20 protein-coding genes and 2 pseudogenes are annotated in these 26,712 nt (G+C 41.8%); 6 read left to right on the forward strand and 16 right to left on the reverse strand.

The annotated features are described in order from the left end of the window. Positions 1-55: 55 nt before the first annotated feature. The 6 genes from WOA13_RS06125 to WOA13_RS06150 form a co-directional block, all read right to left on the reverse strand. Positions 56-1,504 (reverse strand): dicarboxylate/amino acid:cation symporter, encoded by a 1,449-nt coding sequence (locus WOA13_RS06125; RefSeq protein WP_342127067.1) that lies wholly within the window; start codon positions 1,502-1,504, stop codon positions 56-58. A 48-nt stretch (positions 1,505-1,552) separates the two neighbouring features. After that, complete coding sequence (locus tag WOA13_RS06130; RefSeq protein WP_342127068.1) at positions 1,553-2,836, reverse strand: tetratricopeptide repeat protein; 1,284 nt, start codon at positions 2,834-2,836, stop codon at positions 1,553-1,555. Positions 2,837-2,862: 26 nt separating this feature from the next. Beyond that, positions 2,863-3,252 carry a hypothetical protein gene (locus WOA13_RS06135; protein WP_342127069.1) on the reverse strand — a complete coding sequence of 130 codons (390 nt, stop codon included), beginning with the start codon at positions 3,250-3,252 and terminating at the stop codon, positions 2,863-2,865. A gap of 203 nt (positions 3,253-3,455) precedes the next feature. Beyond that, entirely contained in the window at positions 3,456-3,668 is a 213-nt protein-coding gene (locus WOA13_RS06140) for a hypothetical protein (protein ID WP_342127070.1), read from the reverse strand. Positions 3,669-4,069: 401 nt separating this feature from the next. After that, on the reverse strand, positions 4,070-6,295 hold the full coding sequence (locus WOA13_RS06145; RefSeq protein ID WP_342127071.1) for an NADP-dependent isocitrate dehydrogenase: 2,226 nt from the start codon (positions 6,293-6,295) through the stop codon (positions 4,070-4,072). Positions 6,296-6,658: 363 nt separating this feature from the next. Beyond that, positions 6,659-7,003, reverse strand: coding sequence for a hypothetical protein (locus tag WOA13_RS06150; protein ID WP_342127072.1), 345 nt, complete (start codon positions 7,001-7,003; stop codon positions 6,659-6,661). A 216-nt stretch (positions 7,004-7,219) separates the two neighbouring features. Here WOA13_RS06150 and WOA13_RS06155 point away from each other — a divergent pair, with 216 nt between their 5' ends. The 6 genes from WOA13_RS06155 (at position 7,220) to WOA13_RS06180 (ending at position 15,034) form a co-directional block, all read left to right on the forward strand. Then, positions 7,220-9,388 (forward strand): oxidoreductase, encoded by a 2,169-nt coding sequence (locus WOA13_RS06155; protein WP_342127073.1) that lies wholly within the window; start codon positions 7,220-7,222, stop codon positions 9,386-9,388. A gap of 445 nt (positions 9,389-9,833) precedes the next feature. Next, a complete protein-coding gene (locus tag WOA13_RS06160; protein ID WP_342127074.1) occupies positions 9,834-10,946 on the forward strand; it encodes a uroporphyrinogen decarboxylase family protein in 1,113 nt (370 codons plus the stop codon). 42 nt (positions 10,947-10,988) lie between these two features. Continuing rightward, a complete protein-coding gene (locus WOA13_RS06165) occupies positions 10,989-11,462 on the forward strand; it encodes a DUF7479 domain-containing protein (protein WP_342127075.1) in 474 nt (157 codons plus the stop codon). A 35-nt stretch (positions 11,463-11,497) separates the two neighbouring features. Next, a complete protein-coding gene (locus WOA13_RS06170; RefSeq protein ID WP_342127076.1) occupies positions 11,498-12,997 on the forward strand; it encodes a radical SAM protein in 1,500 nt (499 codons plus the stop codon). A 69-nt stretch (positions 12,998-13,066) separates the two neighbouring features. Further along, positions 13,067-14,218, forward strand: coding sequence for a phenylacetate--CoA ligase family protein (locus WOA13_RS06175; protein ID WP_342127077.1), 1,152 nt, complete (start codon positions 13,067-13,069; stop codon positions 14,216-14,218). A 120-nt stretch (positions 14,219-14,338) separates the two neighbouring features. Then, positions 14,339-15,034, forward strand: coding sequence for an MIP/aquaporin family protein (locus tag WOA13_RS06180; RefSeq protein ID WP_342127078.1), 696 nt, complete (start codon positions 14,339-14,341; stop codon positions 15,032-15,034). A gap of 123 nt (positions 15,035-15,157) precedes the next feature. Here the strand turns inward: WOA13_RS06180 and WOA13_RS06185 are convergent, their stop codons facing one another. The 10 genes and pseudogenes from WOA13_RS06185 to WOA13_RS06230 all read right to left on the reverse strand — a co-directional run bounded on the left by WOA13_RS06185 (position 15,158) and on the right by WOA13_RS06230 (position 26,562). After that, the gene (locus WOA13_RS06185; RefSeq protein ID WP_342127079.1) at positions 15,158-15,928 is read right to left on the reverse strand and encodes a DUF5714 domain-containing protein; all 771 of its coding nucleotides are present in this window, start codon (positions 15,926-15,928) and stop codon (positions 15,158-15,160) included. A 17-nt stretch (positions 15,929-15,945) separates the two neighbouring features. Then, on the reverse strand, positions 15,946-16,794 hold the full coding sequence (locus WOA13_RS06190; RefSeq protein ID WP_342127080.1) for an SDR family NAD(P)-dependent oxidoreductase: 849 nt from the start codon (positions 16,792-16,794) through the stop codon (positions 15,946-15,948). A 5-nt stretch (positions 16,795-16,799) separates the two neighbouring features. Further along, positions 16,800-18,215: pseudogene (locus WOA13_RS06195) on the reverse strand (aldehyde dehydrogenase family protein). Positions 18,216-18,240: 25 nt separating this feature from the next. Beyond that, positions 18,241-19,104: a hypothetical protein gene (locus WOA13_RS06200; RefSeq protein ID WP_342127081.1), complete on the reverse strand. Its 864-nt coding sequence runs from the start codon at positions 19,102-19,104 to the stop codon at positions 18,241-18,243. 195 nt (positions 19,105-19,299) lie between these two features. Beyond that, positions 19,300-19,965 carry a corrinoid protein gene (locus WOA13_RS06205; RefSeq protein ID WP_342127082.1) on the reverse strand — a complete coding sequence of 222 codons (666 nt, stop codon included), beginning with the start codon at positions 19,963-19,965 and terminating at the stop codon, positions 19,300-19,302. Positions 19,966-20,381: 416 nt separating this feature from the next. Next, positions 20,382-21,173, reverse strand: a complete 792-nt coding sequence (locus WOA13_RS06210; protein ID WP_342127083.1) for a helix-turn-helix transcriptional regulator — start codon at positions 21,171-21,173, stop codon at positions 20,382-20,384. 38 nt (positions 21,174-21,211) lie between these two features. Next, positions 21,212-21,997, reverse strand: coding sequence for a sensor histidine kinase (locus WOA13_RS06215; RefSeq protein ID WP_342127176.1), 786 nt, complete (start codon positions 21,995-21,997; stop codon positions 21,212-21,214). Then, positions 21,995-22,225 (reverse strand): annotated as a pseudogene (locus WOA13_RS06220) (GAF domain-containing protein); the annotation flags it as partial. The pseudogene WOA13_RS06220 and the gene WOA13_RS06215, both read right to left, overlap by 3 nt. 63 nt (positions 22,226-22,288) lie before the next feature. Further along, on the reverse strand, positions 22,289-22,855 hold the full coding sequence (locus WOA13_RS06225; RefSeq protein WP_342127084.1) for a PAS domain-containing protein: 567 nt from the start codon (positions 22,853-22,855) through the stop codon (positions 22,289-22,291). A gap of 266 nt (positions 22,856-23,121) precedes the next feature. Continuing rightward, a complete protein-coding gene (locus WOA13_RS06230) occupies positions 23,122-26,562 on the reverse strand; it encodes a PAS domain S-box protein (protein ID WP_342127085.1) in 3,441 nt (1,146 codons plus the stop codon). Between the last annotated feature and the right edge of the window lie 150 nt (positions 26,563-26,712).

Here is a 26,712-nt window from a genome sequence, read left to right on the forward strand (position 1 = left end):
CCACTAGCGGATAAGTTCACTTCTTTTTTTGATTCAATAACTTTAAAGTAGAAACTCAGGATTCGTCCGGGTTATCCGAGTTAACAATAACATCTTCGCCCAGGATCTGCCTTTTCGTTTCAAGCTTTGAGTCCTCGAACTTTTCCAGCATTGCTGGCTTCTTGCCACCGACCCATTTGTCCATGACCGCACAGGTCACAAGATCCCCTGTGACATTCACAGATGTACGGCTCATATCAAGTATCCTGTCCACACCTATAATCAGTGCGATACCTGCGGTCGGTATACCCACACTGCCCAGTATCATGGCAAGTATGACAATACCAACTCCCGGCGTCGAAGGAGTACCGATCGATGCTCCCACAACAGTGACCATGACCAGCAGTAGAGCGCCAAATCCAAGTTCCACCCCAAACACCTGCGCGAGGAAAACTGCTGCTATGCTCTGGTAAAGGGCTGTACCGTTCATGTTTATTGTGGCACCCAGAGGGATGACGAACTGGGAGATTGAAGGTCTGACACCCAGCTTTTCCTCTGCGGTCTTGATGGACAACGGCATGACAACTGCAGAACTGGATGTAGAGAATGCAAGTAAAAGGACGTCCCTTACAGATCTCAGGAAATCAATGGGGCCTTTCCTTGAAATTATGAAGATTATCAGCAGATAAACGCCAAGCAATAACAGAAGCCCCAGAAGTACGGTCCCCACATAGACCAGCATCCCCACCAGCGCATCGAGACCGAGGTTCAGCGTGAACTTGCTGATGAGACCAAAGACCGCGAGCGGTGCAAGCAGCATGCTCCACCTGACAACCGTCATGGTCACTTCCTGGAGCGAACCCAGCAGGTCAAGCAGGGGTTTGGATTGTGCAGGAGCCATCGAAACCAGGGCAAGGCCGATGATGATAGAGAAGACCACCACCTGAAGCATCTGTCCGGTAACAAGTGATCCCAGCGGATTGGTTGGCAGTATATTTGTGACCAGCCCCGGAACATCTGCAATACCGGGAGTCGTGACGGTACCCTCGGTCACCTCCGGAATATCCGAGCCCATGGTCCCCTGGACCAGTTCGCTACTGATGTAATTGCCCGGACTGATGAGCAGAGCGAGGCTCAGGCCGATCAGTATGGCAAGTGCAGTGGTTGCAAGGAAGTATCCCACCGTACGCAACCCGACCATTTTCAGCTGCTCCATGTCCTCTCCCGAGGCAATACCCCTGATAATAGATGCAAAGACAAGGGGAACAACTATCATCTGCAATAGTGCCAGGAAAATGTATCCCGGCAATGCCAGCCATTCGCCTATAGTATAGGATATATCCGGACTTACGAAACCTGTCGAAGGTCCAAGTATAAGACCGACAATGATACCAAGGAACATTCCGATGAGTATCTTGAGCCACAGCCTGCCTTTGATCAGTGACTGAAGCTGGGAGCTAAGGTACTTCAATGAGCGAGGATGAATCAGGGAAAGTGGTTCAGGAATACGGTATCTGTTTGGCATGGTCAGGAATTGAATTACGTGGTCGGTGGTTTGAAATGCTGATTAAATTTACAAGCGGCAACCTGTCTTTTCACAGGTCCCTATGATAATAGTCGTCCTGTACGATTTAAAGTCTTTGAACGAAACTTGTATTGGATTTTCTTCAAAGGAATTCGAGGGTTCGTATAAGCTTAAACTTTTAAGTTGAAAATCCAAAGATTTAGTTACATCTCCTTTTTGTAGATATATTAAAGAGAGATTGTTAAGTAAAGATGAAACACCATTATCATAGTCTAACTTATAAGACAAATCTAACAGTTCAGTAAATTTACTTTCAGCACTATCAAGATCATGTTTTATGACATATATTTTACCAAGTATGGTTCCAATAAAAATCCACACTTCGGGAGGCAATGTTTCTCGCTTGTACATTTGCAAGAGATCAAACAAAGGAGTTACATACCCTTGTCTAAGCAGCAACTCACTTGTGTGTATTGTGATTAAAGCGGAATTTAAATCGTCTTCAGCGTTAAGCAAATGATATTGTAATTCGATTAACTCATTTGTTTGAACTACCTTTTTGGATAGATAATATTCAGCTGCTGAGTCGTGATATGACGCTTTATTTTCAATTAAAGAGTATGAAAGATTCTTGATAATAGGATGAGATGAATAGAGTTCGCCATTTTTTTCAATTAAGTGCTTACTGGATAATTTAAAGGAAGTTTCAGTTGTATTTGAAAATCCATGTGCGTTTATAGCGTCAATGTTGACGGCTGTTCTATAGACTGATAGTGCTTTTAAGAACTGTTTTTCTTCAGTTGACAAACCTAAAAATATTTCATTAAAGAGATAAGAAACAAGATTATCAGGTAGGATTAGAGCATGATTAAATAAGGAATCCAAATCCGGAACATTTTTTTCATATAAAGAAATCAGTTCAAGTGCAATAGGGTGTCCGGCAGTCAAATCATAAATCTTTGAAAAAGTATTTTCGTTAATATTACAACCCAAATTAGCTAATTTTTTCTTGCTACATGTATAATTTAGGCCTTTCAAATTGATTTGAAATATCATTCCAGAAGAAAGATCATGTTCTGTATAAAACTTACAAGATGGAAAAGGTCGAGAGATAACTACCAATATACTTTTTTTGAAGCGCCTCTTAAACTTTTCAAAAATAACTTTAATTTGATTATCTTTTATAGTATGGTAATCATCAAAAAACAGAATAAAATTCCCTTTTTCTAGGTCCTCAATTATACAGTCACTCAGAAAATTTAAATCACTATTTCCTTTACAGAGTAAATCGTGTGCTTTAGAGAAGTTATTTTGATGTAAAAATGAAGACAATTGACATAAAATAGTTTTAGCGGAATCTATTTCGTTGATTGTATACCAAAATATTTTTTCTCTAAATAATGTTGCTTAGCAATTTCAGTACCGAAATACGTTTTTCCAATTCCTGGTATTCCTTCTATGACAATGATTTTTGAGTCATGGTCTTTAATATTTTTAAAATATTCATCTCGTCCTAAAAAATGATGATTAGTAGGAATAGATTCTTTGTACTCACAACATTCAACATTATTGTTATTGAGCTTATCTAAAAACTCAGATAATCTTTTATCTTGTCTTTTTTTAATTGCTAAATTTGCAGAAGCAGATATGAAACCACCAATAAAAGGTACTGAACTTAGTGTTGTTGCAATAAATTGAACCTTATCTTCCATATCAGTGGAAATGGTATTATTAGTTGTTTTTTCCATTTGCTTGTATTTAATTTATTCAATACTAATAAATTTTATGACATAATGGCTATCATATTAGTAAAAGTAACAATCAGTTATTTTATCTTTTTTAAATCCAAACTTAGATTAGTGTGTCTTTTTACATTTGTCTTCCATGTCTCTTGGACTTGTCTCCTAAATATAGCATATGGGGATGAAGGAGACGCAGGTCTCCATCAAAATTAGCTATTTGCAACAAGCTTTTCCCACTTATCCAAACGTTCTTTATTATGAGAATTAAGCGTAAAAGGCTTGTCTGCTTTGGCATTCTGTTTCATGTAATGCAAAGTACCCTTAGAAAATCCCATCTTCTTCCATTCAGTATAAGGCATTTCAATGATCTTCTTCCTCAACAGATCAGTATCATCCCTTTTTCCAACATAAGAAGGTTTCATGAACTTATGCTTAATCAGAAAAAACAGCATGACCTAAAAATAGAGTCTTTTTCGTCCAATTCGAAACTCAAATACCAGTTGCAATCCGCTAAAGAAGTGCAACAGAAGAAAAGAATAGTGTACAGGATCCGCAGATCCCGTACACTCAAAGTCCCATTCTCGCCAGAGTCGGACTTACTACGTATAATATTCAACATCTTTTGCTAGTTGGCTGTCAGTTATACGGAAACGTCCTTTGACGGAATCCACATCACGAAAACTGACGATTTCATGATAGAAGACGCATATGTCTTCCCAACCCAAGCAGAAGCAGAAGCTTTAGCTCCCTGATCACATTGCTTATTCAGATACTAAAAAGCTCCGGCCGAAACCGGGGCTTCCCTTTTGTTTCCACAATAAAATTAAATGGAATCGATGATCCCATTCAAAGTCGCACTAGGTCTCATGGCCTGGGATTTCAACTCCTCATCTGGAGCGTAGTATCCTTTGATATCCATAGGTTTGCCCTGAGCTTCTAACAACTCATTGGCGATTCTTTCTTCATTTTCCATCAGAGCTTTAGCTACAGGTTCAAAGATCGCTTTTAATTCGCTATCTTTCTCCTGATCAGCCAGAGCCTGAGCCCAATACATTGCCAGATAAAAATGAGATCCTCTGTTATCGATCTCATTCGCTTTTCGGGAAGGTGATTTTCCGTTTTCCAGAACCAGCTCTGTCGCTTTATCCAATGTTTCTGCTAAAACCAGAGCTTTAGGATTATCAAAACTGTTGCCCAGATGCTCCAGAGAAACAGCTAAGGCCAGGAATTCTCCCAGAGAGTCCCAACGCAGGTGACCTTCCGATACAAATTGCTGTACGTGTTTGGGTGCTGAACCGCCGGCACCTGTCTCGAAAAGTCCACCGCCATTCATCAGGGGAACGATTGACAGCATTTTCGCACTGGTTCCCACTTCCAAAATTGGAAAGAGGTCTGTCAGATAATCTCTCAAAACATTTCCAGTCACAGAGATCGTATCTTTGCCCTCTTTAATTCTCTCCAATGAGAACCTGGTCGCTTCAACGGGACCTTTGATCAATATTTCCAGGCCATCGGTATCATGATCTTTCAAGTATTTGTTCACTTTATTAATGAGCTGTGAATCGTGAGCTCTTTTCTCATCGAGCCAGAAGACTGCAGGATCGCCTGTCGCTCTGGCTCGTTTAACGGCCAGCTTGATCCAGTCCTGAACGGGTGCGTCTTTCACCTGACACATGCGGAAGATATCTCCTTCCTCTACCAGCTGTTCAAGGAGTACATTGTTGTTGTCATCGACAACTTGAACTTTTCCTGTACCAGTCATCTCAAAGGTCTTGTCATGTGAGCCATATTCTTCAGCTTTTTGCGCCATAAGCCCCACATTGGAAACGCTTCCCATTTTTGATGGATCAAAGGCACCGTGTTTTTGACAGAACTCAATAGTTTCCTGATACACTCCCGAATAAGAGCGGTCTGGAATTATGGCTTTCATATCTTTCAGATTTCCGTCTGGTCCCCACATGCCGCCTGATGAGCGGATTGCTGCAGGCATGGAAGCGTCGACGATAACATCGCTGGGAACATGGAGATTGGTAATTCCCTTATCGGAGTTAACCATAGCCAATGCCGGTCTCCTGGCATACACAGCTTCTATATCCGCTTTGATTGCGGCCTGTTTATCTTCAGGCAGATCCTGGATCTTTGTATAGAGATCTCCCAGTCCCTGGTTGGGATCTACACCCAATTCTGAAAGGAGATCACCATATTTATCAAATATCTCTTTAAAGAAGACCTTGACCACATGACCGAAGATAATAGGATCGGAAACTTTCATCATTGTCGCTTTCAAATGAACGGAGAATAAGACATCTTTAGCTTTGGCATCTTCTATCTGTTCAGCCAGAAATGCCTGAAGCGCTTTTTTGTTCATAACAGCTGCATCAATGATCTCTCCGGTCTGAAGAGGAGCTTTGTCTTTTAATAGTGTTTTATTGCCAGCGTCATCTGTAAAGAAAATTCTGTAATTGGTAGCCTCTTCAATTTCAACAGATCTCTCACTGCCGTAAAAATCTCCGCTGGTCATGCTGGATACATGGGATCTGGAATCGGACTTCCATTCTCCCATAGAATGGGGATGGTTTTTCGCATAATTTTTTACAGCTTTAGGAGCTCTGCGGTCAGAATTCCCTTCTCTCAATACAGGGTTAACAGCACTGCCCTTGGCAACATCGAACTTCGCTTTGATCGCCTTTTCTTCATCATTAGAAGGATCTTCCGGATAATCGGGCAGGTCATACCCTTTAGCCTGGAGTTCTGCGACTGCCGCTTTGATCTGGGGAACTGAAGCGCTGATATTAGGTAGTTTGATAATGTTGGCTTCCGGAGTTAAGACCATCTCTCCCAATTCGGAAAGGGCATCTGAAATCTTCTGGTCCTCTGTCAGTCTTTCGGGAAACTGGGCAATGATCCTTGCCGCCAGGGAGATGTCCCTCGTTTCCATAGTGATCCCGGCGTTTTTCACATAAGCCTGTACAATAGGCAGGAGCGAACTGGTTGCCAAAGCCGGAGCTTCATCGGTTTTCGTATAGATGATTGTCGATTTCTGTCCCATGTTAATCCTTTTCCCTGTAAATTAATAAAATTTTGTCGTTTAGAATAGTATCAAAGTTAGGTTAATTGTGTTAGAATCTAATACATCGTCTGGATGCCTCTTAATCTCACACAGTATATATAAGGTATGGGAAATCGAACTCCGGTATATCTCCAGATAATATATGAGGTTGGTCAGAAATTTTAAAATAAAAAAGAATAAAGTCAGAAAATAAAGAATAAAGCTTCTTTTTTAGCGAGCATAAAAATGGATTCCTGCCTCCTTTTAGAAGAAAAATCAAAGAATCTCATGCATAATTGTCTTTGATGAAATCACCAAAAAATAATCAGATATAATCTCAGATAGGAGCGTGGAAATGAGAAATCATTCCCACTGGCTATATCCAAATGTATCCTGATAACGTTTTACAACAGAACCCAGATAATTGGACATTGTCCTCGATGACATACCGGACATGAAATTGTTCAACGGGAACTCAGTATCACAATGTACACAACGTGCATGCTCACATCCATTTACTGATTCAGGACAACCGGTGCAAAGTTTTGCTCTGGAGTAGAACAGGTTAAAGGTTGTTCCACATTGGGGACAGGTTACGTTCCTGTTAGCATCGTACAGGTTCTTACTCACACCTTTTCGTTTTAGTTCCTCGGAATACCTTTCATCCCGGGTAAGGTTTGCCATTAATTTCTTCTCTTCCATATCCATCGTTAACACCTCACGGAAATAGCTCACTAAAAAAAAGATGATCATTTCGCTATATATAACGACTCATATTCGGGAATCAACGCCTTTGATATTATCAAAACCATTAATATAATAGGGATTAAAGCAAAGTTTAGATTACTTTCAGCATGTTTCCTCGAAGTTCATCCCACGATGGAATACTGATGACATGTGTATGAAATATGTAGAGTGAAAAAGATGGTCTACAAGAAATTATTTGAACCCTGCAATATCGGTACATGTAATTTGATTAACAGGGTCATTATGGCCCCAATGGGAAATATCAATATGGCAGACCCCATTGGCCGTCCAACAGAAAAGATGATCGCATACTTCAGGGAGCGGGCAAAAGGTGGTACAGGTCTCCTGATTACAGGCCTTGTCCCGGTTTCATACGGGATCGACCCTACTGTTTCCGAAGAAAATGACACCACATATTTTCCACGTATAGATGGAACTTCAAGGACCCGCCTTTCAGGATGGAGAGACCTGACAGCTGCGGTGAGACCCTATGGTTCAAAGATATTCATCCAGCTATCTGCCGGACTTGGAAGGGTTGGGTCCCCTGAGCCTTTTTTGAAAGGCAAGATCTTAAGATCTGCCTCATTTAGCAGGAACTTCTACGTTCCACAGGTCCCGCATTTTCCACTTTCGGACAGAAAGATACGCAAGATAGTGAAAAGCTTCGGACAATGTGCAGTCAATGCAAAGGTTTCCGGTTTTGACGGTGTACAGATACATGGTCATGAAGGTTACCTGATGGATCAGCTAACCTCTGACCCTTGGAACAGGAGGAAAATCGGCAGTTATAGGAACAAGTTCCAGTTCGGCATAGACGTAGTGAAGGAAATCAAAAGAAGATGTGGTGATGATTTCCCGATAATCTACAGGATAGACCTTACCCAGGCACTGGAAGAAAGCTACGGTAAGGAGATATTCAGGAAACGTTTCCGTGGAAAGGAACGTAGCATCGAGGAAGGGCTGGAGTTCTGTAAAGTCCTCTATGAAGCCGGTGTTGATGCTTTCGATGTTGACAAAGGATGTTATGACAACTGGTTCTTGCCACATCCACCTGCTTATTTCGATGATGCCATCTATGCTGAAGAACTCGCAGGCAGACTGAAAGCCAATTTCCGCAAAGAGAACATCGACGCAAAGGTAATTGCTGTGGGGAAACTTGGAAAGCCTGAAGTTGCTGAAAATGTCCTGGAACAGGGATGGGCAGACTATGTGATGCTCGGAAGACCACTTCTGGCAGATCCTTACTGGACCAGGAAAGTGAAGGAAGGCAGGACAAAGGAGATAGTCCACTGTATCGGTGATCAGGAAGCCTGTCTCGAATCGCTCAAACTGGGTGGTCATTCCTGCTGTACTGTCAATCCTTACATGGGTTTTGAAGATTCCAAGCAACTGACCAGAACAGATGCCAAGAAAAGGATTGCTGTCATAGGTGCAGGTCCTGCCGGTTGTGAGGCTGCAATGACCGCTCATAAAAGAGGGCATGATGTAACTCTTTTCGAAAGGACGAACCATATCGGAGGACAGCTTCATCTGGCGGGGAAACTGAAGATCAAGCATGATATCAGGCGATATCTTGAGAATCTCCGGTACCAGCTAGACCTGTTAGTTGATAATGGCCTGAAAGTTGAATTTAATAAAGAAGTAACTCCTGATGATATCAAAGAAGAGTTCGATGTGATCTTTTGTTGTACCGGGCTGGAAACAGCCATCCCGAATATTGAGGGACTGGAAAACATCCCACATATGGATATTCGCGAGTTCCTTAGCAATAATATGCAGCTCCCGGATAACATAAAAGACATTATGGTAGTAGGTGGAGGGATCCTTGGATGTGAGGTAGGCTATTCACTTGCCTATGAAAAGGGACTCAATGTAACTGTTGTCGGAAAGAACAGAGACCTGATACCTAAGACAGTAATGGCAAACCGGTCGCATATGTTATGGATGATGATGGGAAAAGGATCGCCTTCCGGTAAAAAGGACGATGTCCTGAAAGAACCTGTCACTGCTTACAATGCATCGGAAGTTGTACGTTTTTCAGGAAACAAGGCGACCCTTGCAGTGAACAAAGACAGGGAACCTCCATACACACCATGGAAACCACTTATTCCTGAAAATGTGAATAATCCGTTCGAAAAGAAACTCAAAACTGGAAATGTTGAGGACGTGGAAATAGATGTGGACTTTGTCCTCTTCGCAACATCCGGTAAGCCAAACAATTCCTTATATTATCATTTACTGAAAAAATGTCCATCCAAAGAGATATACTCGATAGGGGATTCGAGCGAACCGGGGAACTTGTGGAAGGCTATTAATGATGCAAACGAGGTCTCAAGGAATATCTGAATGAGAAGATATTGACTGGGACTTATTTGTGTATTGAAACCTTTTAGGATAAACATAATTTCAAAAATTCTAGAAAATATCTTTTTTTGGCCACCAGATTCTGTTACGGTTGATATTCACGGGGTTGATTTTATCAACGCCGTTATTTTTCCATAATGGCTCTTTTTCTGACATGGCTTGATTCATGAACATCATCTCTTTCAGAACCACGACCCAATTGGAAGACATACCATTGATAATACTGCTGATAGCGATTTTCAGTATGAAATTGTTATAAGTATCTTAACTCGAATACTGATTATTAGTCAATAGGAAGTGGTATGACCTCATTCTATTGACATGGATCGAAGAAAGATACTGCATCAATGATCATGAGTGGTAACTATGGAAAAATTTGCACCTCTGACTATTGATGCAAAACATAAACAGATTGGGTGATGAAATCATGCCAGCAGAAGATTATGCACCAATAGACACAAATTGGCTAGAAAATGCAGGGAACTTATGGACAACTCCGTTCGTAGATACTCCCTCGGAAAGAGTGATTGTGGATCCGATCATCCTGTCACATGCAGCAAGCGTTTTCAAGAAAAACGTTGGCTACTTTTGGCAGAATCCGGCAGAAGCAATGAGAATGGTCTGTCATACATGTGAGATGTATGATGTGACTCCGGTAGGTCATTACCTATATGCAGATTATTGGGGTGAGGACTACGGAGCTAAAGTAAAGGTCCAGGCAAACTCCCCACCAGGAATTACAAAGCGTCCAATAAAAGATGCTGCAGATGTTGATAATTTTGAAGTATTGAGTCCCGAAGATCTTGCAAAAGGTCCTACACTAACAAAACACTTTGAGGCACTGGACACCTGTCACAATGAATTCCCACAGATGTTCGCACCGATCACCCAGCTAGGTGGTACAATGGAGGTAGCAACAAACTGGGCTTCTATTGATGATGTTTTCATGTGGATGATCACTGAACCGGAAGTTGTCGATAAGCTCACAACCAAGGCATCCGACCACATGGCAAATGCCTGTAAAGCCACAGCAAACCGCTATGGTGCAAACGTAATGATCACCGGTTCAGTAATTGCAAGCGGTGACCTGATGGACAGGGAACAGATCAAGAGGTTCAGTTACAACCCGGTCTCTAAAGCTGTCAGGAAAATGATGAACGCAGGTGCAGGTCCTGGAGTTTACTACCACCTTTGTGGAAACCACAGTGATGACTTCGACCTCTGGAAAGATGCTCCAATGAGTCCTTTCACTGTTGTCCAGATCGGATACGACGGCAAGGATATCTTCCCATCAGAAAAGCTTGTCGAGAACTTTGGTAACAGGTGTACCTGTTTCGGAACAGTTGATACCAAGCTTGTGGACCGTGGTACACAAAAGCAGGTCTATGAACAGGCAAAAGAACAGATCCTTGCAGGAAAGGATAGTCCAAGAGGATTCATCATTGGAACTTCCTGTGAATGTCCAACAAATGCTCCACCAGCAAATGTCCATGCACTGGTAAAGGCTGCAAGAGATTTCGGAAAATATGAGAAGTTCTGAAGTTCGGAATACAAGGTGTACAAAAAATAAGGAGTGTTATCTATGGATCTAAATGTATCTGATGAAGTAAACGACCTGTTAAAAGACAACGGGTTCAGGATCGAAGAAATCCAGGAAATAATCGAGAACGCAGAATCCAGTGGCAACAAACTGAAAGATGCGGATGGAGCAGTCTTCCTTGCAAAAGGTGTTTCAGACAACCTGACAACCTACGCAGTCTATTCTCCTCTCGATAATGGTGCATTTGAACTGAAAAGTGCATATGCACATAAGATGGACATTGCCGGATTGACCGGTGGTTCCTTCGTCGAAGTCGAATATGACGATGAGAACGGATGGATCTGCAACAACTGTAACGAAGCATCCGTGGACAGGAATGTAGACATGTCCTACCTGGATGTTTCAAGACCAGGTCCCGGCATGGTCTGTCCGAAATGTGGTGAGATCTACATTTCCGAAGGTGTCAACAAGACACTGAAGACAGCCGAATCCATCCTGGAAGAAAAGAGAGCCTGATAAACCTGTGTAACTAAAACTCCGGGAGGGATAAGATGGAACAGATCGGAAAAGTTGGTACCATTTGCCCTGAATGTCTCAAGAGCATTGAAGGTATCAAATTTGTAGAGGATGGAAAAGTATACATCAAAAAAGAATGCGATGAGCATGGCACCTTTACTACACTCATTTCCAATGACATAAACCACTACCTGAAGATGGAAGAGTGTTTCGATGTTGATCGTGCCAGGGTCAAAGCACCTTTGACTAATGTTAACAAAGGCTGTCCTTATGATTGTGGCATCTGCCCCTCCCACAAACAGGATACATGTCTTGCAGTTGTGGAAGTTACCGACAGGTGTGATCTGGGTTGTAAATATTGTTTCGCTGATTCCACAGCTGATGCCAGTAACGACCCGGATATGGATACAATAAGAGGAATGTTCGAAGCAGTAAAAGCCTGCTCCAACGACCCAACCTGTGTCCAGATATCAGGAGGAGAACCGACATTGAGGAATGATCTGCCTGAGATCATCAGACTTGCAAAAGAAGTCGGCATCTCCCACGTTGAACTAAACACTAACGGACGACGCATTGCAAGAGAACAGGATTATCTTGATCTCATAAAAGAAGCAGGCGTTGATGCGATATACCTCGGTTTTGATGGTGTATCTGATGATGTATACATGCAGAGGACCGGGAAAAAGCTGTTCGACATAAAAGCTAAAGTCATCGATAGATGTGAGAAGACCGGAATTGGGGTCGTACTTGTACCACTTGTGGCAAAGAATTACAACCTCCATGAAGTTGGCGAAATAATCAAGTTTGCCAGCCAACATGTTCCAACTGTCAGAGGGGTACATTTCCAGCCGGTCTTCTATTCCGGAAGGTCTCCTGATGAAATGGAAAACAGGACAACAATTCTGGAATTGCTCGAAGCAGTAGAAGCTCAAACCAACGGGCAGTTGAAAGTTGATAATTTTACACCCTCTCTGATGCCAACTGCCCACTGTGGAGCAACCTGCCTGACACTTGTTGATGATAGTGGTTTCATTCCCCTGACCAATGTCTCAATGGGTGCTATAAAGTCAAAATCCGATGTTGCTAACAAGACAAAGAATTCGATAATGGGACGCTGGAAAGGTTCAACACCTGCACTGCAACCGGTCACAAAACCATCATGTTGTGACCTGCTTACCAAGACTGCACTTAGCAATGCCAGCAAGAATGATGAAACATCTTCCTGCTGTGAAAAGCCCGGGAACACCATCCCACTTGAAACGATACCGATGGAAAGCTCCTGCTGTCGTTCCGGCGGAGGATGGACAGACTTCATTGAGATGAGCATGAATAAATACCTGACCATTTCAACAATGGCCTTCCAGGATGTCTGGTCATACGAAAAGGAACGTGTTGAGAACTGTTGCATACACGTCGTGACCAAGGATGGAAAACTTATCCCGTTCTGCAACTACAACCTTAGCAATTGTAACGGCGACTTCCTGTACCGTAGCAAGAACGACAAGAAGAACAAGGCTATTGGAATTGAAAAATAACTTTTTCTTTTTTAAATTTAGATCATGAGGTTTGAACTGTGAGTCAATAATAGAAGCGGAGGCAATAATATGAATCTTCCTGAAAAGATCAGCACATCCATAAGGATGAATGTAGCAAAAAGAAAACTGGATTCCAGAAAGATAAAAAGCACACATGGAAATCCATTGGAACAGTGGGGCGTAGCTAAGATCAAAAAAGAGATAGCCAAAGATAAGGAACTGAAGAAGCTCTTTGGAGATAAGGATCTTAACAGGGATGATATAAAGGCATACAAGCTTCTGAAACTAAAGGAACTGGTAGATTATGTTTCTAAAAACAGTCCGTACTATAAGGAACTGTATGCAGAACATGGTCTAAACTCATCACAGATAAACTCATACGAGGACCTTGCAAAGATACCCCTTACAGAGCAGGACACGTTGGCAGCACACCCCTACCATTTTCTCTGTGTTTCTAGGAAAGATATTGCGCGTGAGTTTACAAGTTCCGGAACCACGAATATGCTGAAAAGGGTGGCATATACTCAAGGAGAATTACTTGAGATCGTTGATTCCGTGATCTCCGGCTTGAAGATGGCAGGAATGGATTCCAATGAGGACACCCTGCAGATAATGTACCCTACCATAACCGCAACATGGGATCCCGGGCTTGTTCTGAGCAAAGCCTGTGACCTTGGAGGCTTCCGTTCTGTGATCAATGATTCGGTTGATGCCCAGAGCCAGATCGACACAATTAAAGAAAAGGAAACTACCGTAATGATCGGTACTTCGTCGTTCATCTATAATTTTACAATTGAAGCAAATAAGATCGAAAACGTAAGGAATCTTGGCATCAAAAAGATCATTTGTTCATCTGAACCTCTAACTGACACCATGAGAATGGTAATAGAAAGCGTTTGGGGCTGCAAAGCTGTCAGACAGTGGGGTATGACAGAACTGGGGCTGGCGAATGCTATCGAATGTGAGGGGGAGGATGGTTTACATGTAAATAACCCGGATTTCCTGATTGAGGTTATTGACCCCAAAACCGGTGAGATCCTGCCCCCTGGAAAAGAAGGAGAGCTTGTAGTTACAACATTAAGACGCAGGTGTATGCCCCTCATTCGCTACCGTACACGTGATATTTCTGCAATCTTCGATAAGAAATGCAATTGTGGTGCTCATCTGGACCAGAGGATCATGAATGTGAAAAGGATGGATGACTACAGCAGTAAAAATTGACCTGATCAGCTCATACATTTCAAAAGCGATCGCCTTTTTGTGTCTCCTTCGGGAGACATGATATTTTTCTATTGATACGGGATCGTTTGCCTTTCTTCTATGAAACAAGGGGGAAGCTCGTTGATAAATTCAATCGAAAAAAGCGTTGCAGAGTTCATAGGAACATTCGCTTTGGTCCTTGTTGCTGCCGGATCGGTTAATGTGAACTGGAGTTTTCTGGGATCACACGACATTCTTGGTGTGGCAGCTGCATGCGGTCTCATAGTTACCATTGCAATGTACTCCATAGGGAATATATCAGGGGCACACATAAATCCTGCAGTTACCACATCCCTGTTCATTACAGGACAAATGGAGATGAAAAACACGATATCCTATATTTTAGCTCAACTGATGGGAGCAACGGGTGCATGTTTGTTCCTTTCTTACTTGTTGCCGACAGATATGGGAAAAATGCATATTGGAACAACGGTTCTTGCATCAGAAGTTACCTTCACGGCAGGAATTCTGATCGAAGCTGTCCTCACTTTCATACTGGTGTTCACAATATTTGTGGTTGCCGTAGACAACAGGACATCGACCAAGTACGCCGGTGTCATCATAGGAGCTATTGTATTCCTGGACATCGTTGTAGGCGGGAGCCTGACAGGGGCATCAATGAATCCGGCAAGGACATTTGGTCCCGCATTTGTCCTTGGCCATTGGGCAGATCATCTTGTGTACTGGATAGGACCTATCACAGGTGGGATGTTCGCTGCTATCTTTTATGCAAAGGTGTTTTCCCAGAGGACAGGGAACAGGACGGAAAAAGCCTGAAACTCAATTACTTCTTTTATCCTTCGTTTTTGTTCGCATTTACCGGATAGCGAATACCAACACAAATTAACAAAATAAAAATCAGAAAAGTAAAAAGATCCCCAACCCGAAAAGGGTCAAAGATCAGTTGTTCATATCCATGGGAATCAGAAATGAACTTGCCTGCTCGTCCAGGCCAATGCGTTCAGCTATCCTGTAAACACAATCTCTGTCACATTGTGCATTGTATGGGGTATACTGACACTGGACATTCGTATTACATTCATTTATCCAGTTGATCCCGAACATTTCGGACAGGTACTTCATGCCTTCCCTCAGAGAGATACGGGTAGCCTTTTTACAGCATCTTGCTCCGCCTGCATCCGCAATTGCTTCCAGTGACCTCGAAGTTCCCCTGTTTGCATGTGAACGCTCTTCCGGAGTCAATGGTGTAGCATCCAGCAGGACACTTATTGCAATTCCTGCACCGATTCCTCCACCACATGCTCCCTGGTAACCACAGAAACCGCCTGCAACCTTTTGTCCTCTGCTGATACCTTTGACGATCTTGGTATAATCCTTCTGTCCTACGTAGTTCATGTAAGCAGTTATGAGGGCAGCAGGTACGAGTGAATGATGTTCAGGGCCATGCATTGGCATTTTCGGATGTGCCATGATCTTTTCCGCAATAAGGATCGGGTTTTTCAGATTCGTGCTCATGCAAACACTTTCAATGATCTCCAGTGCGTCTGCACTATGACATTTGTCACACACGTAATGTGCGCTTTCACAGCACATGTAGGTATCTTCTTCGGCTCCGCAGTAGTAGCATTTTGCTTTGCATGTATGGTCATGGTAGCTAATGTCATTACCGCAGACCATACAATTCGTTGTTCCTTTTGGTATTGCATCCATTTTAATCACCTTCTTTCTTAAATTTGCGAATTTTTTTCTCTTAGTTGAGAACGTGAAAATATTACCAGCCATTTCGTAGGCAGTCTCTTTACGAGCTTATGCGTCAGATCAAGAACACGACCAGGAATGACCATATCCTTCTTTTTCTGCATCGCACGATAGGTCTCAAGTGCGACCTTTTCAGGTGTTGTGGCCATCCACGAACTGAATGTGTTCGTATTCTCCATCCGGGCAGCTTTCTGGAATCCGGTGCCTTTGACCGCAGTAGGACAGACTGCCATTACATGTACATTGGAACCCAGCTCCCGAAGTTCGTAGTTCAGGCTCCTGCTGAATTGAAGAATGAAACTCTTGCTGGCCCCATATGTAGTAAAATAAGGATTGGGCTGGAAGGCTGAGATCGAAGCCATATTTATGATCTGGCCCTCATCACGCTCCAGCATGTCCTTAAGGTAAAGACGCGTGAGGTCATAGAGCGTAAGTACATGAAGATGAAGCATGTCGTGTTCATGCTGGCTGTCTATATCGTTTATGAATCCGTAGGTTCCAAATCCGGCACAGTTAACCAGTACATCGACATGGGAGCAATGCTCCTTTGAAAATGAATATACCTCCCGCGCACATCCTGACCTGGAAAGGTCAACGGATCTCACCATAATTCGCGTTCCAGGATAAATCTCCTGCAGAAGCTTACGGGCATTGAGCAGTTCATCTTCCGGTTTAGCTACAAGGAGCAACTGATAACCATTTTCTGCGAACAATTTTGCCAGCTCGAAACCTATGCCACTTGATCCGCCTGTTATGAGAGCCGTTCTTTCATGGTGATCAGCTTCCAGTTCATTGTTGTCATTGTACAGGCTTTCCATGTTGATCACATCCACCTGTAGATCATTCTGAAAATCTTCCGGATGTTTTCCGTATAAGGCGGATACAACATACCCATTGAACCCCACGTACGTTGCATCACAGCCCGCTCATTGGAAAAACCCACAAACCCGTGGAAGCCCAGTGACTTTCCGATACCACTGCTGTTTATACCTCCAAAAGGTAAGTGAGGGTTGCTATAACTGAGCATATAATCATTGGTAAGAGTGCTTCCTGAGGGAATGCTGTCAATGAAATAATCGATATTGCCCTGATTCTCACTGGCAATGTACAGGATCAGTGGTGATGGGTTCTGCTCGATGACAGGGATAACATCTTCCCTGTTCCTGTATGTGATCATTGGAAGCAGGGGACCAAATATCTCCTCCTGCATTATCTTCATATCAGCGGAAACGTTTTCCAGCAAGGTAGGAGCTATGTAAAGATCGGAATCATCGAAATCGCCACCATACAACACCCGAGCATCCTTTTCACATGCATCATTATAGAGATTCAGAAGCCTGTTGTAGTGATGATCGTTGATGATGCGACAGTAATCCGGGGAATTCCGTATGCCTTCTCCCGACGGATCATAAAGCTGCTCCATTGCTTTTCCAAACTCAGTTACAAAACAATTCCTTGAAGACTCATGTACAATGAGATAATCAGGTGCAATGCACGCCTGGCCGTTGTTGATGAACTTTGCCCATGCAAGATTTTTTGCTATTTTCCTTACATTTGCTGTTTCATCTATGATTGCAGGTGATTTGCCACCCAATTCCAGAGTAACACTGGATAAATGTTGAGCAGCCCTTGACATTATCTCTTTTCCGACACGTGGACTGCCTGTAAAGAATATATGATTGAAAGGAAAGTCAAGCAGTTTTTTTGCGACTGATTCATCCCCTTCGAAAACTGCAACCTAGCTCTCGTCAAACAGTTCATACACCATCAACGAGATGTAAGCTGAAGTCTTAGCAGCCATTTCGCTGGGCTTCAGTATAACTGCATTCCCGGCTGCAATGGCATAGACAAGAGGAACAAGAGTCAGGTTGAACGGGAAGTTCCAGGGTGCTATGATAAGGACAACGCCTTTTGGTTCATACCTAATGTGAGATCTTGTTCCCATAAGTGGAAGTGGTGTTGGTACTTTCCTGTCCTTCATCCATTTGTGAAGGTTTCGTTTTACATGATTGATATGTGCCTGTACTATGCCTACCTCTGTAGCTATGACCTCGGCCTCAGGTTTGCGAAGATCATGGTACATTGCTTCATAAAGATCGTTCAGGCGCTCCTCATCCTGAAGATAGCTCTCAATGCGCCTGATACGTTCCAGTCGTTCCTCTGCATTTGCCTGTGCAAGATTAGGCACATTCTTCTTCTGGATCTCAAAGACCTGCTGGATCTCCAAACACATATTCATTCCTCACATAAGGAAAATAAAGTGCTCAGACTGCACTGAGCCCAAGCAAAGATAGAGTATAGAAAGATGTCAGCAAAAATGCGGCAGTAGCCTCTCTTTTTGTCCACTCTTTCTGTCCGTTGACAAATCCTTTTAGTGCAGATATACAACCTATCAAGCGTTCACTTCCATTATGGAGCCCTTTCCTTGCTTCTCTAATCTCGGCAAGTGACAGGCATATCCAGAGAAGGAATACATAGCCTGCCATAAGGGAAAGCAATGAAAAGGTCGGGTGTGACCATGTTCCAAGTGTTTCTCCTGCAGTTTCTGTAAGAACCGTAAAGAATCCTGTAAAGTATGCAAGCCTTAACAGGTTGAAGTTCCTGAATAGCATGAACACGATTCCGAATTTGACCGCTGTGATCAGGGGTTCTTTTGCCAGGTCAAAGTACCTGTAGTCTGCCAGTATGAGCAAAACAAAGCTCAGAATGACAAAGTGGTTTACATAATGGAACCAGCCTGCTTTTGAATAGTGATCTTCGAATATCTTCCATAAATTGTGGGCTGACCAGAATATTGTTCCATATCCGGGCAATATCCAGATCGGGACATTTCCAATTGCACCTCCCAGGTATGTGAAATATCCGTATTGAACACCCAGAAGCTCATGGATATAACCAAAAACGGAAGCAATAATCAGGAATATTTTCCCTTCCGTCTGGCTGTTCTTCCAGAAAAGGATCCATAATGCAGATAGTATGATCGCAGGAGCAATCTCATCTTTTGTCTGTATGTAATATGTAAGAACTCCAAATATTGTAAAGAGCATGAACAGACAAAAGTACAATGGAGTGTTGACAAGTATTCTGCTTTTGTTCTCAATATCTTTTAAGGGGATCAATCCGCTCATAAACAGAACTCCTTGGTTTTACACCGATGATTTTTATTTCGTTTTTAGTTCCAAAACTGTGAGAACTTCAAAAAGACCATCTTTTAGGTTTTTAAATCGTGCTGTGACCTTAAAGGGGGAAGGGAGGAGTTGTCAGGCAGTGGCATAAGACTGCCTGATGGTCCCTCTTCAGGTGTTACTTTTTGACAAAAGACCTTAATTCCATCTGTTGTCTGAAAGGTCAACGAGCAATTCTTTTGCTAACCTTGCAGCTTCCATGGCATCAGTTGCAGTTCCGTCTGCTCCGACCTCATCTGCAAAGGCCTTGGTTACTGGTGCACCACCGATCAAGATCTTCACTTTGTCCCTGATACCCTGGTCATGGATGTGTTTGATAGTTGCTTCCATGTTGTCCATTGTTGAGGTCATCAGTGTGCTCAAAGAGATGATATCTGCCTGGTGCTCGACAGCTGCATCTGCAAAATCGTTGATCTCTACATCCTTTCCAAGGTCGATAGCCTCAAATCCGTTTGCAGTAAGCATGGTCTTTACAAGGTTCTTCCCGATGTCGTGGACGTCTCCTTCTACTGATCCGATAATAGCTACTGCGGATTTTTCTCCATCTTCCTTCTTGAGATGTGGTGTAAGGATGTTCATCCCACCATACATTGCGTTTGAAGCCATCATGAGCTGTGGCATGTATGCTTCTTTGTTGTCGTATTTCACACCCATGATCTCCATACCCTTTGCCAGTCCGTCAATGACTGCAACGTATGGGTCGATGCCAAGTTCGAGTGCCTTTTCTGCATAAGCGGTAGCATCATCCTTGTTACCGGTTACAACTGCTTCTGTAAGATTACTGATTACATCATTTTGTTCCATAGTATGCCTCCTTCGTTCTGGTGGCCAGTGAGTGGTGTGTATGTCCATAAATAACATCCATGACCACCAGGATCCATAGTATCAATGAACTGATCATTGGAGATCCGTTATTGACTAATAATCAGTATCCGAGTTAAGATACTTATAACGATTTCATACAAAAAATCGCTATCAGAAGTAATATCGAAGGCATATTTCCCAGTTGGGTCGTAGTTCTGAAAGAGTCCTTGTTCAGGAACAAAACCATGTCCGAAAAAAAGGCAGGGTAAAAAAATAATGGCATTGATAATATCAAAACCATTGTTTTTAGCACGGCTGAAAATAATGGGAGTTTGCTGAAATGAGGTCAGCCATGCCTTTTTATATGCTTTTATAAGAATGTAATAACAAATACTAAAATGAAATGCTGGTTGTCATCAGTCTGATTTTTTGACTTCTTCTGCGATTCCCTTGTAATACTCAAAAAGTTCTTTACCCCATGAAAGCGCACTTTCTTCGAAACTAAGCAACTTCTTATGGTCAAATACACCTTCACTGTTGAAAAATGCGATCAATAAAAGGTTATCTGTTATCGAAAGTGCACCCAGTTTTGCTGCATCATCCTCAACAACATACAAGCTTGAGTTCTTTGATGCTATCATTTCATTGTACTGGTCCTCATACTCTTCTACAAGTCTTGTGTATACAGATCTTGTCAGGATGAGTGTAAAGTTCGTCTCTTTTCTACCCAGTTCCGCATAGTTGTAGGGACATGAAGGACAGAAATATGAATAGAACGTTGAAACGTTCTCTGCATTCTTAAGACTCTGAAGCAACTGTTTTGGTGGTTCGAACAAATGACTAAGATCTGGTTCATGAATTATCACTTCTCCAAGATCTCCGATATTATCAAGAGCTGACTCAGGAAGGCCACTTAGATCCCTACTTTGCCAATATTCTTTGTTACTTTCCAGTACATCGAGCGTTTTTATTAAAGGAGCTATTTTTTTAAGGACGATCTGTCCGATGTAGGTTAACTCGTAATCATCCCCTTTCTGTTCGATAAGCCCCTGTTCGAGAAGGATCTTTACCTGAGCCATTATTGCACTGGTACTGCCTTCAAGTGATTCTTTTATCCGGTCTATTGTGGTCGGACCATCCATTAACATAAGGACGATCTTTTTTCTTTTTTCGGATAAAAAAACTGTACTTACTAATTCAGATGTCATACAAACTCCCTCACTTTTTTATAGATAAGATTGCTGGATTATATAGTTTTGTTCTTTGGCAGACTTATGATAACTGTCGTTCCCTTCCCTTCCTCACTATCGACACGTATATCCCCACCATGAGTATCGATTATGTTCTTGCAAAGATAGAACGTTGACTTCAGCTCTTCATAATCCTTGCTCAAAACAGAAGTATCCTCATCCTGAACCTGATAGAACCTAACGAACAGGTTCGTTACAAGTGATTCCGGTATTCCAAGGCCGTTATCCTTCAGTTCAAAATAGACAATATTATCTTCTTCAGAGACTTCAACATCAATGTTTCCGTTCTCAGGTATGAACTGTATAAGGCTTTCAATCACCCTTGTAAGTACATCTGAGATCTTATCCTTGTCAACATTTATTGTGGTTATCTCGTCCGGTATTTTCTTGGTAAAAGATATGTTCTTCTCATCGATCCTCAATATCACATTCAGGGTAACATTATCAATGATCGAACGTACATTCACCAAAGATGGATTATAGTTCTTCTTCTCGAACTCTTCCATGTCAATGTATAACAATGAATCAACAATGCTCTTTAGTTTTTCAGAACTTCTTATTACAGTCTCCACAGCTTTGTTCTGTTGTCTGTTCAGGGAACGGAGAGTTTCCTTCTCGATAAAGCTGCCTTCACAGATCATGGTCGGCAGGTCTTCCTTGCTGTGTACAAACTCTCTTTTTATGCTGTTCACAGACTTCAGGTCATTGTTTGCCTTTTCAAAGTCCTCAGAGAACACCTTCAAGGCATCCTCCACCTCTTTACGGAAAATTACCTTCCACATATCTTCGAAAAGAAGCTTTAACTGCTTAACATCAAAATCAGTATAATCGGTCTTTTTGTTGGCCACGCCGACGAGTGCCACGATCTTCTGCCCATCATATATTGGAACGCTCATGTGGCGGACGATCTCCATATGCCCTTCAGGATATCCGTTTTTTACCGAACCTGAAAGATGGTTATTGAAGATCACAGGTTGGCGCTGCCTGATAGCTTCCAGGAACGAACAACTCTCTTCAACGGAATAGAGTTGTTTCTTTGTTTTTACATTGCAGGTCGTTCCTGCTGTTTCAGACTACGAATGAACAGTGATGGTATCTTCAGACTGGTTCACCAGGGCAAAGTAACCAGCTTCGCTTCCCATCAGTTTGATACCTTCTTCAAGTATGAATTCAATGATCTCTTTGACCGAATGGGAACTCATCTGATTGAGCCTGAGAAGCGTTTCCAGTCGTGCTTCATTGATCTGAAGGGCTTCTTCGACTTTTTTGTTCTCTGTGATATCAAAAATAATTCCCTGGATGCTTTCAATATCCCCGCGATCATTTCGTTTCATAAGTGATCTTTCATCGACCCAGCGAATCTCCCCAAATTTGGTAATAATCCGGTACTGCCGTGTGAAACCAACAAGTTTGTCCTTTTTAGAATAATCTAAAAAGTCCTCTTTTAAATGATCAATGTCATCAGGATGCACTATATCTGCATACGTTAACTTTCCATCTATGAACTCTTCCGGATCATAACCAAACTGGAGTATATTCTCTGATACAAAATCAACATTCCAGTCCTCATCGGTATCCCAAAGGAAAATTACTGCCTGACTACTGTTTATTATTATTTCAATGTCTTCACTGCTGATCATCCAAGAATCATTTCCTTTTTTGTTGAGGATATATAGGCCTTAAATTGTGAGTTTATATCGTATATTATCTTAACGATTGTGAAGAAACATTCGTGGCGTGGCGAACTTTCTACAAATAGTATATCCACTTACTACTATAATAAAAAAGAATAAATTCAATTTCCCAAAGAATTGGCTACTAAATATATGTCTTTTCTTAATCTCAAATAAAAGTTCAAAAATCAAACCTGCAAATTTTAAATGCAGATAAATATTAATCAATCAGACTAAGAACATCTATTATTAAGTGAAACGTTCAGTATGGAATCCCCACAACTGAAGGGATCATCGTTGGTATTGAGCAGATTGGCTTTTTCCGATACAATCGGAATCGTAAATGTAAACTTACTACCAACACCCAATTCGCTTTCAACCCAGATCTTACCACTATGAAGATTCACATATTCCTTTGCAAGCATGAGCCCCAGACCGATGCCACCATATTTACGGGTAGTTGAGCCATCCACCTGCATGAACGGATTGAATATCCTGACACGATCTTCCTTCGAAATACCAATTCCCGTATCAACAACTGATATACGGGCATGGTCGTCCTCCCTGGTAGCATAGATCTCTACAACTCCTCCTTCAGGAGTGAATTTGATCGCATTATCTACAAGACCATGAAGAATGTCTTTGATCTTCACAGGATCAGCAAAGATCTCTGCCAATTGTGGATCAACATGTGATTCTAACAGAACGTTCTTTTTTGATGCAATTACAATGCGTGATTCCTTTACCTCAACAATGCTTTTTTGCAGGTTGAACAGATCACATTCCAGATCAGTATTTCCAGCATGGATATTGCTTATATCAAGTATGTGATTAATAAGATTCAGCAGTTCTTCCCCATGATTTTTAATTGTAAAAGCATATTTCTTCTGTTTCTCATTAAGTTCACCAGCCATCTCATTGGCCAGTATGTCTGAAAAGCCAATGATAGGGTTGAGCGGAGTCCTGAGCTCATGACTTACATTTGCAAGGAATTCGGATTTAGTCCTGTTTGCCTCTTCGGCTGCAAGTTTGGAAGCTATCAAGGCCTGTCTGGCTTGCTTCCAGCTGCTTATATCCCTGAGAATTGCCATGGTCGCCGGATGACCCTTATATTGGACTACAGATGCACTTACATTCACAGGAAGCAGGGCTCCAGACTTAGAGATGATCTCTATCTCATAATGGTTAGAGACTTTTTCCCCGTTCAGTCTCCTCCTGTACTTTTCCTTTATAGTATCAACATGCTTCGGAGAAACAAATTCAATAAAGGACCTTTCAACGATTTGTTCATACGAATAGCCGGCCATTTCCTGCATCGTTCTGTTGGCAAATTTGATAGAATCACCCTGAAGGATAATTATACCATCGTTACCATTTTCAACGATCGTTGAATACTTTTTCTCACTTTCATATAGCTTGAGCTCGGCTTTTTTGTGTTCAGTGATATCATTGATTAGACATATTGTCCTCTCATATTTACCATTGGACTTGTTGATACCGGACGAATTGATGACCACATCAATGAGAGTTCCATCTTTCTTTACCACCTTGTACTCTTCATTATAGGAAACTCCGGTTTCAAGTATTTCCTGAAGGGATTCTAAAGCTTTATCCATATAATCCGGATGGATGATCTTTGACATTGGATTCCCAACGATCTCTTTTTTATCATAACCCAGGACATTTTTGATCCGACTGTTGCAATCTACAATGATACCATTTTCATCAACTGATGTGATAAGATTGGCTGCAGATTCGAATATTGAGCGATAAAGTTCTTCACTCTTATTAATTAGATCTAAATTTATTTTGTTGTTCAGCGATATTGCAAGATAATCACCGAATGTCTTGGCAAGGAGTGCATCATTTTCATTGAAATCACCATCTTTGTAGGAAAAACCCATTAAACCCAGAGTTTTGCCTTCTATACGCAAAGGAGTGAACAGCACATTCGGAAGGTCCATATGACCTTCGGGCATATACTTTGTCCATTCACTGTTCATGAAATCATTGTGATAGACAACATTCCCCTTCTTGTATACTTCATCCCGTAATCCCCTTACGGGCATTGGCAACTCAGGATCAACGAAGCACGACATACCACCATCTTCCAGGAAAAGGACCTTATTCTCATCCCCTGTTTCCGATAGCAATGCAACATATCCGGCTTTTGCACCAATGGTCCTTGCACAGGCATCAAAGACAATCCTTGCTACTGCTTCAAAATCCTTGTTCTTCAAAATTGAATGGGCTGAATTCAGAAGTTCTGTTATCTCATTTTCTTTCTGGGTAGAATATTTCAGTGTTTCTATAAGCTCAAATTCAGCGCTTTTGTTTTTTGTAATATCTTTCTTAAAAGTAATTATACGCTCATCAGAAAGTACCGAAGAACTCACATTCCACCATCTTTTACATCCATTCTTTGTCAAGAACTGAACATCAAGATCAATAATACCATTCTTCTTCAATTCATTGAATTTTTTCAGCAAAAATTCATGATGTTCTACAGGAGTTATATCCAGGAAGTTCATTCCGACCAATTCATCTTCAGAGTAGCCTGTTATTCTACATGCAGACTTATTGACCTCAATATAGTTTCCATCCAGATCGGATACAAATACAGCATCAGGTGCATTATCTATGTAATTTCTGAACTTAGCTTCACTTTCTATCAATGATTGCTTTGCCTTTTTGCGATCAGTTATGTCCCTTGTTGTTCCCTGGAATCCTATTGGAGAGCCATCTTCATCACAAAGTACCTTCCCAACAATCTCAACGGGAAACTCTGTACCATCCTTTCTACGAAGTACAGCCTCAAATTTCACTCCTGAAGCATCCGGCAGCCTGTCAATACCTTCCTGAATGAAATTCAAGATCGTCTGGTAATTCAGATCATCGCAGTGATCATAAACTTTAGTCCCGATGAACTCATCGGGAGTATATCCTGAAATAATATAACAAGATGGACTTACATAAGTAAACTCCAGATCTTTATTCATGACCCATATAGCATCAAGACTGTTATGTGCAAGAAGACGATAGTTTTCCTCACTTTCTATTAAGGTATTCTCAGCTTTCTTGCGTTCAGTTATGTCAAGTGCACTGAAAGTAACTCCTTTCAATTGATCATCGGGATCTATAGGTGATGAACTAAGAATTATGTCAATGATGTTGCCATCTTTTCTCTTCCATTGAGTTTCTACAACTCCGGTGCCCTTTTTTTGGATCAGGGAATATTTTTCCCTTCCAACATACTCAAATTCATCATTTGTAGGATAAAGTATCCTTGCACTCTGACCAAGCAGTTCATCTCTTGAGTATCCTGTCATTTTACAAATACGGTCATTAACTTCTCTTAGGATTCGCTCCTGAACAACACCTATTCCAGCAGGTACAGCCCTGAATATGCTATCAAGACGATTTCCCCTATCACGTATTTGTTCTTCTGCAAGTTTGCGATCAGTGATATCAATGTGCTGTAAAAGGACATTTGTAGGATAAGTTTTTGAAAGTGGTGTCACCTTCAGCAAAAACCAGCGCTTTTCATCAGGACTGTGACAGGGGTACTCTATTTTTAATAGGCCTTTATTTCCATTTATGACATCAATTATCCCTTTTGCTATACATGAAGCTTCAATTGAGTTTTCACCTGTTGATTCATTACAAATATTCAAGTAATTTGTTCCTTCGCTGAATTTTGCAGGATAAGATCCACTATCCCCAGCAAACTGTTTCCAGCTCTGGTTTGTATAAATAATAATACCCTCAGAAGACACTATTGCAATGTTGTCTTCCCACAGATCGAAAATGCCTGAAAAGCTTAG

The sequence above is a fragment of the Methanococcoides sp. LMO-2 genome (genome assembly GCF_038432375.1).
Taxonomy (GTDB): domain Archaea; phylum Halobacteriota; class Methanosarcinia; order Methanosarcinales; family Methanosarcinaceae; genus Methanococcoides; species Methanococcoides cohabitans.

What these genes read in the sequence shown, in the direction of transcription:
- WOA13_RS06200 (WP_342127081.1), bottom strand. Translation starts at nt 19,104, where the DNA reads ATGAGCGGATTGATCCCCTTAAAAGATATTGAGAACAAAAGCAGAATA.
- WOA13_RS06155 (WP_342127073.1), top strand. Translation starts at nt 7,220, where the DNA reads ATGGTCTACAAGAAATTATTTGAACCCTGCAATATCGGTACATGTAAT.
- WOA13_RS06125 (WP_342127067.1), bottom strand. Translation starts at nt 1,504, where the DNA reads ATGCCAAACAGATACCGTATTCCTGAACCACTTTCCCTGATTCATCCT.
- WOA13_RS06135 (WP_342127069.1), bottom strand. Translation starts at nt 3,252, where the DNA reads ATGGAAAAAACAACTAATAATACCATTTCCACTGATATGGAAGATAAG.
- WOA13_RS06205 (WP_342127082.1), bottom strand. Translation starts at nt 19,965, where the DNA reads ATGGAACAAAATGATGTAATCAGTAATCTTACAGAAGCAGTTGTAACC.
- WOA13_RS06170 (WP_342127076.1), top strand. Translation starts at nt 11,498, where the DNA reads ATGGAACAGATCGGAAAAGTTGGTACCATTTGCCCTGAATGTCTCAAG.
- WOA13_RS06190 (WP_342127080.1), bottom strand. Translation starts at nt 16,794, where the DNA reads ATGGAAAGCCTGTACAATGACAACAATGAACTGGAAGCTGATCACCAT.
- WOA13_RS06215 (WP_342127176.1), bottom strand. Translation starts at nt 21,997, where the DNA reads ATGTGGAAGGTAATTTTCCGTAAAGAGGTGGAGGATGCCTTGAAGGTG.
- WOA13_RS06210 (WP_342127083.1), bottom strand. Translation starts at nt 21,173, where the DNA reads ATGACATCTGAATTAGTAAGTACAGTTTTTTTATCCGAAAAAAGAAAA.
- WOA13_RS06160 (WP_342127074.1), top strand. Translation starts at nt 9,834, where the DNA reads ATGCCAGCAGAAGATTATGCACCAATAGACACAAATTGGCTAGAAAAT.
- WOA13_RS06145 (WP_342127071.1), bottom strand. Translation starts at nt 6,295, where the DNA reads ATGGGACAGAAATCGACAATCATCTATACGAAAACCGATGAAGCTCCG.
- WOA13_RS06165 (WP_342127075.1), top strand. Translation starts at nt 10,989, where the DNA reads ATGGATCTAAATGTATCTGATGAAGTAAACGACCTGTTAAAAGACAAC.
- WOA13_RS06140 (WP_342127070.1), bottom strand. Translation starts at nt 3,668, where the DNA reads ATGAAACCTTCTTATGTTGGAAAAAGGGATGATACTGATCTGTTGAGG.
- WOA13_RS06185 (WP_342127079.1), bottom strand. Translation starts at nt 15,928, where the DNA reads ATGGATGCAATACCAAAAGGAACAACGAATTGTATGGTCTGCGGTAAT.
- WOA13_RS06175 (WP_342127077.1), top strand. Translation starts at nt 13,067, where the DNA reads ATGAATCTTCCTGAAAAGATCAGCACATCCATAAGGATGAATGTAGCA.
- WOA13_RS06150 (WP_342127072.1), bottom strand. Translation starts at nt 7,003, where the DNA reads ATGGATATGGAAGAGAAGAAATTAATGGCAAACCTTACCCGGGATGAA.
- WOA13_RS06225 (WP_342127084.1), bottom strand. Translation starts at nt 22,855, where the DNA reads ATGATCAGCAGTGAAGACATTGAAATAATAATAAACAGTAGTCAGGCA.